The sequence below is a fragment of the Sorangium sp. So ce887 genome, assembly GCF_051521455.1.
Lineage (GTDB): Bacteria > Myxococcota_A > Polyangia > Polyangiales > Polyangiaceae > Sorangium.
This window is the reverse complement of record NZ_CP150354.1, coordinates 5050179-5062812: the sequence shown is the minus strand read 5'-3', so window position 1 is coordinate 5062812 and position 12634 is coordinate 5050179. Positions and strand designations below refer to the sequence as shown.

Here is a 12634-nt window from a genome sequence, read left to right as displayed (position 1 = left end):
ATGCGTTTCTATGCAGACCTTCATGTGCACTCGAAGTATTCCCGCGCGACGAGCAGCGATTGCGATCTTGCGCACCTGAGCTACTGGGCTCAGCGCAAGGGCATCACGGTGATCGGCACGGGGGATTTCACGCATCCGGTGTGGATGGCCGAGCTCCGCGAGCGCCTCGTGCCCGCGGAGCCCGGGCTGTTTCGCCTGCGGGACGACCTCGAGCGCGCGGTCTCGGAGCGGCTCCCCGGCGCGTGCCGCGGGCCGACCCGCTTCCTCCTCTCGGTGGAGATCTCGACGATCTACAAGAAGGGAGATCGGACGCGCAAAATCCATCATCTCGTCTATGCGCCCGACTTCGAGGCGGCGGACCGGATCGTCCGCGCGCTCTCGAAGATCGGCAACCTGACGGCCGACGGGCGGCCGATCCTGGGGCTCGATTCGCGCCACCTGCTCGAGATCGTGCTGGAGTCGGGCGAGGGCTCGTACCTCGTGCCGGCGCACATCTGGACTCCCTGGTTCTCGGTGCTGGGCTCCAGGGCCGGCTTCGACGCGGTCGAGGAGTGCTATGGCGATCTCGCGCCGCACATCTTCGCGCTCGAGACCGGGCTCTCGTCCGATCCTGCGATGAACTGGCGCATCTCCGGGCTCGATCGCTACCGGCTCGTCTCCAGCTCGGACGCGCACTCGCCCGCGAAGCTCGGCCGCGAGGCCACGGCGTTCGACGCGCCGCTCGATTACTTCGCGATCCGGCGCGCCCTGGAGACCGGCCAGGGCTTCGGCGGCACGGTGGAGTTCTTCCCGGAGGAGGGCAAATACCACCTCGACGGCCACCGGAAGTGCAATGTCGTGCTCTCGCCGGCGGAGACGCGCGCGCTCTCCCTCGCGTGCCCCGTGTGCGGGCACCCGGTCACGGTGGGCGTGCTGCACCGGGTCGAGGAGCTCGCCGACCGCGAGGAGGGGGTGCGACCCGAGGGCGCGAGCGCGTTCCGCAACCTCGTGCCGCTGCCCGAGGTGCTGGCCGAGCTGCACGGCCTGGGCGCCTCCAGCAAGGCGGTGCAGCGGAGCTACGACCGGGTGCTGTCGCGGCTCGGCCCCGAGCTGTTCCTCCTCGGCGACGCCCCGCTCGACGAGATCGAGCGCGCCGGGACGCCGCTCCTCTCCGAGGCGATCGGGCGGATGCGCGAGGGGCGCGTGATCCGCGACGCGGGCTACGACGGCGAGTACGGCGCGATCCGGGTCTTCCAGCCCGACGAGCTCACGCAGCGCCGCGGGGGCGGGCTCCTCTTCCAACCCGAGTTCCAGCCCGAGCCCGCCGCGCCGGAGCCACCTCCGGCAGGGACGCGCCCTGCCGCCGGGGCGCGCGCGTCCGAGGCGCCGCGGCCGGGCCCGCCCCGGGGCCACGCCGAGCCGCGCCAGGGGCCTGCCAGCGAGGTCTCCCTCGGCGCGCCGCCCGAGGCGCCTGCGCCGGGCGGCGCGGCGCTGCTCGACGCGCTCGACCCCGAGCAGCGGGCCGCGGCGGAGCTCACCGAGGGCGCGGTGCTCCTCCTCGCGGGGCCGGGCACGGGCAAGACCCGCACGCTCACGCACCGGATCGCGCACCTCGTCCTGGATCTCGGGGTGCCGCCGGAGCAGTGCCTCGCGATCACGTTCACCCGCCGGGCTGCCGACGAGATGCGGGAGCGGCTCGGCGCGCTGCTCGGCGAGTCCGGCGGCCGCGTGCGCGCCATGACCTTCCACGCGCTCGGCCTCTCGCTGCTCCGCGAGAACGCGCAGGGCCTGGGCGGCGGTGCGCCGCCCAGGATCGCCGGCGAGCGCGAGCGGACGGCGCTGCTCGCCGCGGCGCTCGGCGTCCCGGAGCGGCGGGCGGCCCGGCTGCTCGCCGACATCGCCGCGCTGAAGCGGCGCGCTCCGCGCCACGCCGACGCGCACCGGCCCCAGGAGGGCGCGCCGGCCGCCGGCGGCGAGGCGTGCGGCGAGATCGACCGCCACGTCGACCGCGCGTGGAAGGTGTACGAGGACGAGCTCGCCGCGCGCGGGCTCCTCGACCTCGACGACCTGATCGGCCACGCGGTCGTCCTCCTGGAGGAGCAGGGCGACGCGCTCGCCGCCGCGCGCGCGCGGGCCCGGTATCTCTCCATCGACGAGTACCAGGACATCGACGAGCGCCAGTACCGGCTCGTGCGCGCGCTGGTCCCTCCCGGCGGGAACGTCTGCGCCATCGGGGATCCGGACCAGGCGATCTACGGCTTCCGCGGCGCGGACGTGGGCTTCTTTTTCCGCTTTCAGCAGGATTTTCCAGCGGCGCACGTTGTGCGCCTGAGGCGGAATTACCGCTCGTCGCGTCCCATCGTCGAGGCGGCGCTCCAGGTGATCGCGCCCTCGCCGACGCTCGGTGCGCGGGAGCTCTTGCCGAGCGCCGGGGGTGTGGAGCTCGTGGCGGTTCACGAGTCGCCCACGGAGGCGGCCGAGGCCGAGCGCGTGGTCCACACCATCGAGCAGATGCTCGGTGGGTCCACGTTCTTCTCGATGGATAGCGGGCGCGTGGCCTCGCCTGCGCCGGGCGGCGAGTATTCCTTCTCGGATTTCGCGGTGCTCTACCGGACCGAGGCGCAATCCGAGGCGCTCCGCGAGGCGTTTGCCCGCTCCGGCATGCCGTTCCAGCGGCGGTCCGAGCGCCGCGTCGCCGAGCGCGCGGCCTCCGAGGCGCTCGCGCGGGCGCTCGCCGACGCTCCGCCGGGGCCGCTCGCGGCGCGCCTCAAGGTGGCCGCGGCGCGGCTCCGGGAGGAGGTCGCGCAGCCGGGCCCGGGCGGCGCTCCGCCCGAGGGGGCGGCCGCGGAGGGGGCGGCGGGCGCAGCGCGTCTCGGCGAGGCCGACGTCGATGCGGCGCTGGAGCTGCTCTTGCCGCTCGCGGAGCGCTGCGGAGATGACCTCGCTCGCTTCTTGATCGAGCTCGCTGTGTGCGCCGAGATCGATACGTGGGATCCGCGGGCCGATCGCATCTCGCTCCTCACGCTGCACGCGGCCAAGGGGCTCGAGTTCCGGGTGGTCTTCCTGGTGGGGTGCGAGGACGGCCTGCTCCCGCTGCGGTTCCCTGGCAGGGAGGAGACGGACGTCGCCGAGGAGCGCCGGCTCTTCTATGTCGGCATGACGCGGGCGCGAGAGCGGCTGTTCCTCACCCGCGCCATGCAGCGCGCGCGGCACGGCAAGGTGATGGAGACCGAGGTCTCGCCGTTCGTTCGCGAGGTCGAGGAGCGGCTGCTCCTGCGCGTCGGTCCGTCGCCGGAGGCGCAGAGAAAGCCGCGCGCGGGCGCCGACCGCCAGATGAAGCTGTTCTAGCCTGGCGCCGCGCCTACTTGGTCCCGCCGCCGAGCCGCTTCAGGCTCGCGCACGCCGCCTTGTCCTGGGTCCGCGTGCACTGGTCCGCGTAGAAGGACCGCGCGCGCTCCTTGTCCTTGCGCTCCAGGAGCGGGCCGAACGCATCGCACGCCTTCTTTTCTCCCCATTGCGTGCACGCCTTCTCGTAAAGCGAGAACGCCCGCGCCGGATCGGCCGTCACCCCGTCGCCGCGCTGCCAGATCTCCGCGGCCCGCAGGCAGCCGCCCGAGCCGCACGCCTTCTCGTAGAGCGCCGCGGCGCGCACCATGTCCTTCGGGATGCCGGTCCCCCTCTCGTACATCCCGGCGAGGCTCATGCACGCTTCGGCGCCGAAGCCCTTCTCCGGACAACCCTTCTCGAAGAACGAATACGCCTTCGCGACGTCCCTCGGAACGCCGTCGCCCTCTCCGTAGACCGAGCCCGCGGCGTTGCACGCGCGCATGTCCCCGAGGCTGCAGCCGCGCTGGTACGCCGCGATCGCCTTCACCCCGTCCTTCGGCGCGCCCTGCCCCTTGCGGAGGATGTCGCCGAGGTCGACGCAGTCCTCGGTCTCGCCCCCCTCGCACGCGCGCTGGAGCACGGCCACCGCCACGGCCACGTCCTTCGCCGCGAGCTTGCCCTCGACGAGCATCTTGCCCAGCGCGCTGCAGCTCGGTCCGTACCCGAGATCGCAGCCGCGCCGGAGGAAGGCGACCGCGCGCGTCGGGTCCTTCGGCAGCACCGCCTGCGGGCCCTCGCTGAGGTACCACTCGGCCGCGCTGAAGCACGCCCAGCCGTCGCCCAGCTCGCACGCCTTGTCGGCGAACTCGCGCACCTTCGCCCGCCCCGAGCCGTCCGGGGACACCTTGCCGCTCTGGATGTCGCGCAGCTGCTGCTTCGCCCGCGCGTAGCAGGCCTGCGCGACGCCGGCGTCGCAGGACTTCTCGAACAGGTCGGCCGCCCTCGCGTCGTCGCGCGGGAGGTCCTTGCCGCTCAGGTAGTGAATCCCGAGGTGATAGCAGCTGCCGACATCGCCCTTCCCGCACTGCGCCGCGCACGCGCGCGAGTCCGCGGGCTCGCAGAGGTGCGCGGGCGCGAGCGCCGGCGAGGAGCACTTCGCCCCGCTCAGCACCGTCCCGGTCAGGCATGGGCTCGACAGCTTCGGGAGCTCCTCCTCCGCCGCCTTCGCCGCCGGCTCGACCGTCGCTGCCTTCTTCGCGGCCAGCGGGACGAGCTCCAGGCGCAGCGGCGCATGGCAGCGCTCCGTGGGCGCCTGCGCGTTGGGCTTCGCGCCCCGGCACGCCTCGGCCTCCCCTTCCCGGCTCGCGGTGCCACCCTGGCTCGACGCCGCCGCAGGCCCGACCGCCGCGAAGACCTGATCGACCGTCCGCGCCGCGCCCCGGCTGCCCGGCGCCATCGCGAAGGCCCCGAGGAGCGCGGTGCGCACGAAGTGCGTCGCGCCCTCGCAGCTGCCCGAGAGGTCCTGCGCCGTGGCCGAGGTCACCGTGGTCGCCATCTTCCCCGAGGGCACGAGCGCCACGTCGATCGCCGCCGTGCCGCTGCCCTCGATCGCGGTGCTCAACGCCGGGGCGCCGAACGGGACATTCGCCTGCATCTCCGCAGGATTTGTTAATTGTATTACTTTTTCAACCCGGGTCACGCCGGCGTAGGAGTAGGTCCCTGGGAGCTTGCAGTGGGCGAGGAGGCTCAGCGTCGTGCAGTCGTAGGCGACGACGGCGACGCCTTCTTTCATCGCGAGTCCGAGATCCGAGCGGCGGGTCGTGAGCCAGTCGACGATGAGCGGCTCGGTGTGGCCGATGGCCGGACACCCGCCGCTGCTCGCGCTGTCGCTGCTCGCCGGCGAGACGGTGGGCCGGGGGGCATGCACCACCACCTCGGGTTCCAGGCCCGGTCCACAGGCCGTCGCTGCGAGCGAGAGCCCAACCACGCACAAGTCGAAGGCGCGCTTCATCGAGCCGACAGAACCATGAGCCGTGGGGTCCGGTCAATATGGCGAGCGCGGCCGCGCTCGCGACCACCGGTCACGCCTGCCACGCCGGGCTATGCTCGGCGCGCGTCGCCCTCGCCCGGAGCCTCCATGAGCACGTCCAGATCCCAGGAAAGACTACAAGAGAGCCTGAGCCTGGTAACTACCCTGCTCGAAAAGCAACGCGTCATCGAGGCCCTGACCCACAAGCAGGAGAGCAAGAACAAGGAGCTCATCGAGTCGCTGGTCCACCGTCAAAATCTCGCGCTGCTGCAGAGGAAGCTCAGGGATCTGCACCCGGCGGACCTCGCCCACATCATCGAGGTGCTCCCCCAGGCGGATCGGCTCGTGGTCTGGGCTGAGCTCGAGCCGTACCACGCAGCACAGGTGCTGCTCGAGTCTTCGCGCTCGGTCCGCGACTCGCTCGTCGCGGAGACGGAGCGCGGTCGCCTCGTCGCGCTGCTCGGCCAGCTCGACCCCGACGATCTCGCCTACGTCAGCGACTCGATCGAGCCGGAGATCGTGGCGGAGGTGTACCAGTCGCTGGACGCACGCGAGCAGTCGCTGTTCCGGTCGACGATCGCGTACCCGGACGACTCGGCGGGTCACCTGATGAGCCCGGAGTTCGTCTGGGTGCGCGACAGCTGGGATATCGCCGGCGCGTTGGAGGACGTGCGCCGGCGGGCCGAGCTGCCGTCGCACACGGAGACGCTGTTCGTTGTCGACGTGCGCAACGTGCTCCGCGGCACGCTCTCGCTCAAGGACCTGCTGCTCCGCCCGCCGAGCGCGCGCGTGAGCGCGGTCATGTCCACGGACGTGGTGAGCTTCACGCCGCGGGAGCGCGCCAGCGACGCGGCCAGGGCGTTCGAGCGTTACGACCTCATCGCCGCGCCGGTGGTGGATGAGCGCGGCAAGCTGGTCGGCCGGCTGACCGTGGATGTGATGATGGACTTCCTGCGGCGGCAAGCCCAGAGCGAGGCGCTGCGGCGCGCGGGGCTCGCGGGCGAGGAGGACTATTTCGCCCCCGCGTGGACGAGCGCGAAGAACCGCTGGCTCTGGCTCTTCGTCAACCTGATCACGGCGTTCGTGGCCTCGCGGGTCATCGGCATCTTCGAGAGCACCATTCGGGATCTCGTGGCGCTGGCCGCGCTGATGCCGATCGTGGCGAGCATCGGCGGCAACACCGGCAATCAGACGGTGGCGCTCATGATCCGGGGCCTCGCGCTCGACCGGATCACGCGGGCGAACGTGCGCCATCTCCTGCAGAAAGAGCTCTTCGTGGGCCTGATGAACGGCGCGGTCTGGGGCACGGTGGTGGGGCTCACCGCCATCGCCCTTTACGGCAGCGTCCCGCTCGGGCTGGTGATGGCCGCGGCCATCCTGCTCAACCTCGTGGTGGCGGCCATGGTCGGCTGCGCGGTGCCGCTCGTGCTCCAGCGCCTGGGCCGCGATCCGGCCCAGGGGTCGAGCGTCCTGCTCACGTTCACCACGGACAGCATGGGCTTCTTCATCTTCCTCGGGCTGGCCCGGGCGTTCCTTGTCTGAGCCTGCCCTCGCGCCGCCCGAGCGCGCTACGATCGCGCCATGGACACCGCCCCGGGCCCGCAGCGGCCGCTCGTCGCCATCCGGTACTGCCCGAAGTGCCGCTGGCTGACGCGCGCCGCCTGGCTTGCACAGGAGCTGCTCATCACGTTCCCCGACGAGATCGACGTGCTCCTGTCGCCCGGCGCGAGCGGCCTCTTCGACGTCACGCTCGACGGCGACCTGCTCTTCTCGCGCGCCGCCGCCGAGCGTTTCCCCGAGCCCAAGGAGCTCAAGCAGGCGATCCGCGACCGCATCGCCCCGGACCGCCCCCTTGGCCACTCCGACCGATGAGCACCACGGCCCTCCCGTACATGCACCGCAGAGCGGCGGTCATCGACCGCAGAGCGGCGGTCATGCGCCCCCCGAGCGGCGCTCATGTACCGCCGCAGAGCGGCGGTCACCCGCACAGGAGACGGGCCGAGATCGGCGTTTTCGGCGCGGAAGCGCACTCCGGTGCGCTGAGCACCGAAAACGTCGAGATGGGCCCGTATCCGCAGCGGGTGCCCACCGCTCTAGATGTCGAAGTCGAGGATGCTGGCTTCTAGCTCGGAGTCGCCAACGGCGGGCGAGCCTTGGGGCGGCGAGGCGACGCGCAGCCTGGGCGCCTCGATCGCCACGCGCTGGCCGCCGGCGACGCTCTTCGTCAGGAACACCGAGCCGCCCACCACGCTCCCCTGCCCCAGCACCGTCTTGCCGCCGAGCACGGTGGCGTTCGCGTAGATGGTGACATCGTCCTCCACCGTGGGGTGGCGCTTCTGGCCGCGCGCGCCCCGCGAGTGCTGGGGCAAGGACAGGGCGCCGAGCGTGACGCCCTGGTAGAGCTTGACGTGCGCGCCGATGTCGGTGGTCTCGCCGATGACGACGCCGGTGGCGTGATCGATGAAGAAGCTGTCACCGATGTTGGCGCCCGGGTGGATGTCGGCGCCCGTCCTCGTGTGCGCCCACTCGCTCATGATCCGTGGCATGAGCGGGACGCCGAGCAGGTACAGCTCGTGCGCGACCCGGTGCACCGTCACGGCGAGCAGGCCCGGATAGGCCAGGATGATCTCATGCATCGAGGCCGCCGCCGGGTCGCCGTCGTAAGCCGCCTGCACGTCGAGCAGGAGGCGCCGCCGGACGTCCGGCAGCCTGGTCACGAACACGCGCGCCACGTCGTGCCCCCGCTGCCTGCACTTCGGGACGTCGAGGCGGCCCGCGTCCGCGGCCTCGTCCTGGAAGCACAGGCAGCGCTCGATCTGCCGCTCGAGCTTGTCCCGCAGCGTCGAGACCAGCGTGCCCACGTGGTAGAGCAGGTCCTCGTCCGACAGGTCCTGCCGCCCGTGGTAGCCCGGGTAGAAGATCTGGAGCAGGAGATCGATGATCTCCGTGATCTCCTGGCGCGACGGGGTGAAGCGCTTGTTGATGTGATGCCCGCGCGCGTCCTCCCGGTAGCTCGCGATCAGCGCATCGACGATGCCGTGCAGGTCGCCCGACGCCTGGGCAGGGGCAGCATCGCAGTTCTTGCTCACGTCGACCTCACGAGGCCTTCATGGTCTCGATATCGGTGAACATGCCTTCGAAGAGGGGCCCCGAGAGGTACCGCTCGCCTGCGTCCGGCAGGATGACCACGATGGTCTTGCCTTCCCACTTGGGATCCTGCGCGAGGCGGCTCGCCGCGACCATCGCCGCGCCGCAGGAGACGCCGCAGAGGATGCCTTCCTCGCGCGCCAGGCGCCGCGACATGGCGATCGCCTCCTCGCTGGAGACCGCCTCGACCTGGTCCACGAAGGAGAGGTCGAGGTTCTTGGGGACGAAGCCGGCGCCGATGCCCTGGATCTTGTGCGGCGACGGGGTGAGCGGCTGGCCAGCGAGCGTCTGCGCGATGACAGGCGAGCTGACCGGCTCCACGGCCACGGTGTGGAGCGCGCGGCCCCGGACGCGCTCGAAGTAGCGGCTGACGCCGGTCAGCGTGCCGCCGGTGCCCACGCCCGAGACGAACACGTCGACGTTGCCACCGGTGTCGTCCCAGATCTCCGGGCCGGTGGTGGTCTCGTGGATGGAGGGGTTGGCGGGGTTCTCGAACTGCCGCATCAGGACGTAGCGGCCGGGGTCCGAGGCGGCCAGCGCCTCGGCCTTGGCGATGGCGCCGTTCATCCCCTGGGGGCCCGGCGTCAGGAGGAGCTTGGCCCCGAGGGCCACGAGCACCTTGCGTCGCTCCATGCTCATCGTCTCGGGCATGCTGAGCACGCACTCGATCCCGCGCGAGGCGGCGGCGAAGGCGAGCGCGATGCCGGTGTTGCCGCTGGTCGCCTCGACGATCGCCTTGCCGGGGCCGAGCACGCCCCGCTGCTCGGCGTCCCAGACCATGGCCGCGCCGATGCGGCACTTGACCGAGTAGGCCGGGTTCCGCCCCTCGATCTTCGCCAGTACGGTGGCGCGGGCGCCGTCGGTTACCCGGCGGACGCGAACGAGCGGCGTGCGGCCGATGCTCTGGGTATTGTCTTCGTAGACGCGGGGGAAGTTGGTCATGGGGGCCGTGCTGGTGAGAGGGAGCAAGAGGAGACCCAGAGGCGCCCCGCGCTGTCAAGGTCCACGTGCGCCCCGCCTCCGTCGCGCCGTATTTCCAGAGCAAGGCGCGGCGTCGCCGGCCGGCGCCCGGCGCGCCCCAGCGTCCGCTCGCCCGGCCGGCGCGCCGCGCTGAGCGCGATCCCTCGGCGGACCGTTGGGCCTGCAACGGACCCGTTGGACGTCCAAGGGGCCGCTCGACCGGTGGACGTCAATCCGTTCATGGACAGTTGGCATCGTGACGTGGAAGGCGCGAAGTCGAATACGCGCGAAGGGCACGAGACGCAAAGGCCGTCGTCGAAGGAGGGCAGAGCCGCTGACGATGGCCTCGGGCGCATCGCACAGGCGCTCGTCTGATTCGATATCCCACGTGGAAGAGGTGATGACGCAACGCGACCCAGGAGAGAGAGGGGTGCTGGAGTGCGTCATTTGTCGCGTTGGTGTCCGGCAAATCACGGCGCCCAGCGGCGGGGTCGCCTGAGCAAGTAAGGTGATTTCCTGAGGACTCGGTTAGCCATCTCCATGGGACCACGTCAGACCAGGTCCACCTTCTTGACGCGCGTGAATGCGAGCTTATCTTGGTCAATTTGGCGCTTGCCCTCCGTGGCATAGGCCTCGCATCATGCTTGACCATGTTCCCCGCTGAGCCCCCCCGCGCGGAGGTCCAACTGCTCGACGATGATGAACCCACTCTAATTTTCCGCCGTCCACCCAGGTCGTTTTCGGGCATGGCGATGCCGATCGGGGCGCCGGCTCCGGTCGTGGCCGCTCCGACGCGGCGTTCCACATCGCGCCTGATCGCGCTGAGCGCGGGTGCGGGCCTGGGCTTCGCGGCGGTGCTTGGCGCGGTCGTCTCGATGCAGCTCGGCGCGGCGGGCATCGATCTTCGCGCGGGGTCGGCGATCCAGCCCGCCGCGGCCGCGGCGGCTGTCCTGCGCTCGACGGGGGCGGCGGCGCGGGTCGAGGCGAGGGCGGAAGCGGCTGCGCCGGTCCAGGCGAAGCTGGAAGCGGTTGCGCCGACCATCGATCTCGACGCTCGCGCCGACGCGACGCTGGATCGCGCGGGGGTGATCCCGATCCCCGACGGGATCATCACCCTCCCCGCGTCCTTCTCCTCGACGGATGGGGCTTACGACCTGGTGGTCCATTTCCATGGGATCAACGATGTTGTCCAGGCGGGGTACGAGCGCGCCGGGCTCAACGCGGTCGTGATGATCATCAACATGGGCATCAGCTCGGGGGCGTACGAGACCCGGTTCTCGATCCGCTCCTATCTGCCGGCGCTCCTCGCGAAGGCGCAGGCCGCGCTCGAGGCGCGCGGGCTGCGCGACGCCCGGCTCCGGCGCGTCGCGCTCTCGGCGTTCAGCGCGGGGTACGCCGCGGTCCGCGGGCTCCTGAACCAGCCCGGGTTCGCCGACAAGGTGGACGCCGTTCTCCTCCTCGACGGCATCCATACCGGCTACATGCCGCTCGACCACAGCCTGGACATGGAGCGTCTCAAGCCGTTCGGGCTCTTCGCCGAGCAGGCGGCCTCCGGCAACAAGCTCATGTCGATCACCCATTCGGAGATCACCCCGAACGGCGATTACGCCGGCACGCACGAGAGCACCGACGCGCTCCTCAAGCTCACCGGCGCGCAGCGCTCTCCGGGCGCCGGCGCCGATGCGCAGGCGGTCTACGACTTGACCGGGACGGCAGGCGAGGCGAAACCCCGGTTCGACCCGCTCTCCGAGGCGCACCGGGGTGCGTTCCACGTGCGCGGCTATCCCGGCACCCAGAAGCCAGACCACGTGAGACACCTGACCCGCATGGCGGAGACGGCCGTGCCCGATCTCGTCCGCCACTGGAGCGAGTCTCCCGCGCGGTGACGGCCGGAGAGCGCCTGTCGTGGGGGCGCGCCGTCGAGGAGACGATGTATTACGGAGACGAAGTCGTCTTCATTTGAGAATGCGTCGTGAGCTGAGCTCTGGGCGTGTCGATCGCGAGCGCTGCCGAGGGAGGGCGGCCAGCATGCCTCGATGATCTGTCCCTGGAGTTGACTCCCGCGATCGTGATCTGCTACCGCGCAGCGCGATGGGTCAACCGGACCTGTTCGCAAAGCGAACGTTCGCCGAAGAGACGGCGCGCCTCACCGGAGGCGCCATCACCTGGGAGGATCCACCGGAGATCCGGCTCGAGAAGGTGCAGAGCGATGGCCTGCTCCTGGTCCATCGCCCGGATCTGCTGGAGCACCTGACCGCGCCGTGGCCCGAGGCGCGGAGCCACGAGGAGGTGATGGTCGAGCTGAAGCTGGTCGGGGATCACGTGGACCGGAGGGCGATCGAGCGGGCCCTCCTGCGGCGTCAGGCGAGGCAGCTGCAGCGGGTCGAGGAGCACGAGCGGACGCCGTCCTGGCTGGGCCACGAGCCGCTCTGGATGGTCGCGCCTCACGTGCCGGAGTGGCTGGGACGGGTGTACGCGCCCGTGCGTTTCGCGCCCGGCTGCTACCGGGTGGAGCCGCTGGGGCACTGCTTGCTGTGGGTGGCAGCGAACGAGCTCCCCCTGCGGGACGAGCTGATCGCGTTCCTGGTCGCCCGCTCCGGTCGAGCCCTCGACGAGTTCGGCCGCTGGGTAGCGGGACGGCGGCCCATCGAATGGGTGCTGGCCATGCTAGAGTACCTGGCGATGTCAGCGACGACCCGTGAGGAGCTCCTGTGGAGGTTCGGCAAGGCCGAGGACCCGGAGGTGGAGGCCCGCCGGCAGCGCATCCTGGAGGTGCTGCTTGAAGCGAGCCCGCAGGTTCAGGAACGGCTGATCGAGAAGGGCATCGAGAAGGGCATCGAGAAGGGCATCGAGAGGGGTATCAGCAAGGGACGGCTGGCCGAGGCCCGCGCTGCCCTGCGACGTGTGCTCGCGCGCCGACAGCTCGATCTCAGCCCGGACGACGCCGCTCGCATCGAGGCATGTGTCGACCTCGCGACGCTGGAGCGATGGCACGACCAGTCCATCACCGCGGCGAGCGCCTCGGAGGCGCTGCAGTAGCTCGGCCCGCCACCACGCGCGCGATGTAGCTCGTCACGATGATCGCGGATTGACGCCCGAGTCGTCCTGCACGGCGGCTCGACCGCCCCTACGGCGAGGCAACGCAGCGCATCGGTACTGAAGGAGGCGTTCTTCGCCGATGCTCGAGTCCGT

At 71.1% G+C, this 12634-nt stretch carries 10 protein-coding genes; 7 read left to right on the top strand and 3 right to left on the bottom strand.

Features of this window, described 5'->3' with window-relative positions; all coding sequences use genetic code 11:
• On the top strand, positions 1–3327 hold the full coding sequence (locus WMF36_RS18810) for a UvrD-helicase domain-containing protein (RefSeq protein WP_437580995.1): 3327 nt from the start codon (positions 1–3) through the stop codon (positions 3325–3327).
• Between the two features lie 13 nt (positions 3328–3340).
• Here the strand turns inward: WMF36_RS18810 and WMF36_RS18805 are convergent, their stop codons facing one another.
• On the bottom strand, positions 3341–4960 hold the full coding sequence (locus tag WMF36_RS18805; protein ID WP_437580994.1) for an SEL1-like repeat protein: 1620 nt from the start codon (positions 4958–4960) through the stop codon (positions 3341–3343).
• A 166-nt stretch (positions 4961–5126) separates the two neighbouring features.
• On the opposite strand from WMF36_RS18805, the gene WMF36_RS18800 reads away from it, so the two are divergent.
• The 3 genes from WMF36_RS18800 (at position 5127) to WMF36_RS18790 (ending at position 7207) form a co-directional block, all read left to right on the top strand.
• Complete coding sequence (locus WMF36_RS18800; RefSeq protein ID WP_437580993.1) at positions 5127–5336, top strand: hypothetical protein; 210 nt, start codon at positions 5127–5129, stop codon at positions 5334–5336.
• A 107-nt stretch (positions 5337–5443) separates the two neighbouring features.
• Positions 5444–6877 (top strand): magnesium transporter, encoded by a 1434-nt coding sequence (gene mgtE / locus WMF36_RS18795; protein WP_437580992.1) that lies wholly within the window; start codon positions 5444–5446, stop codon positions 6875–6877.
• A gap of 39 nt (positions 6878–6916) precedes the next feature.
• On the top strand, positions 6917–7207 hold the full coding sequence (locus WMF36_RS18790; RefSeq protein WP_437580990.1) for a SelT/SelW/SelH family protein: 291 nt from the start codon (positions 6917–6919) through the stop codon (positions 7205–7207).
• 221 nt (positions 7208–7428) lie between these two features.
• Here the strand turns inward: WMF36_RS18790 and WMF36_RS18785 are convergent, their stop codons facing one another.
• Both WMF36_RS18785 and cysK read right to left on the bottom strand, forming a co-directional pair.
• Positions 7429–8424, bottom strand: coding sequence for a serine O-acetyltransferase (locus WMF36_RS18785; protein WP_437580989.1), 996 nt, complete (start codon positions 8422–8424; stop codon positions 7429–7431).
• Positions 8425–8431: 7 nt separating this feature from the next.
• Complete coding sequence (cysK, locus tag WMF36_RS18780) at positions 8432–9424, bottom strand: cysteine synthase A (protein WP_437580988.1); 993 nt, start codon at positions 9422–9424, stop codon at positions 8432–8434.
• Positions 9425–9664: 240 nt separating this feature from the next.
• Here cysK and WMF36_RS18775 point away from each other — a divergent pair, with 240 nt between their 5' ends.
• From WMF36_RS18775 to WMF36_RS18765, 3 genes are all read left to right on the top strand, one after another.
• A complete protein-coding gene (locus WMF36_RS18775) occupies positions 9665–9817 on the top strand; it encodes a hypothetical protein (protein ID WP_437580987.1) in 153 nt (50 codons plus the stop codon).
• Between the two features lie 275 nt (positions 9818–10092).
• Positions 10093–11328, top strand: coding sequence for a hypothetical protein (locus tag WMF36_RS18770; protein WP_437580986.1), 1236 nt, complete (start codon positions 10093–10095; stop codon positions 11326–11328).
• Between the two features lie 205 nt (positions 11329–11533).
• Positions 11534–12481, top strand: a complete 948-nt coding sequence (locus WMF36_RS18765) for a hypothetical protein (protein WP_437580985.1) — start codon at positions 11534–11536, stop codon at positions 12479–12481.
• The last annotated feature ends 153 nt before the right edge of the window (positions 12482–12634 follow it).

What these genes read in the sequence shown, in the direction of transcription:
- WMF36_RS18810 (WP_437580995.1), top strand. Translation starts at nt 1, where the DNA reads ATGCGTTTCTATGCAGACCTTCATGTGCACTCGAAGTATTCCCGCGCG.
- WMF36_RS18805 (WP_437580994.1), bottom strand. Translation starts at nt 4,960, where the DNA reads ATGCAGGCGAATGTCCCGTTCGGCGCCCCGGCGTTGAGCACCGCGATC.
- mgtE (WP_437580992.1), top strand. Translation starts at nt 5,444, where the DNA reads ATGAGCACGTCCAGATCCCAGGAAAGACTACAAGAGAGCCTGAGCCTG.
- WMF36_RS18790 (WP_437580990.1), top strand. Translation starts at nt 6,917, where the DNA reads ATGGACACCGCCCCGGGCCCGCAGCGGCCGCTCGTCGCCATCCGGTAC.
- cysK (WP_437580988.1), bottom strand. Translation starts at nt 9,424, where the DNA reads ATGACCAACTTCCCCCGCGTCTACGAAGACAATACCCAGAGCATCGGC.
- WMF36_RS18770 (WP_437580986.1), top strand. Translation starts at nt 10,093, where the DNA reads ATGTTCCCCGCTGAGCCCCCCCGCGCGGAGGTCCAACTGCTCGACGAT.
- WMF36_RS18765 (WP_437580985.1), top strand. Translation starts at nt 11,534, where the DNA reads ATGGGTCAACCGGACCTGTTCGCAAAGCGAACGTTCGCCGAAGAGACG.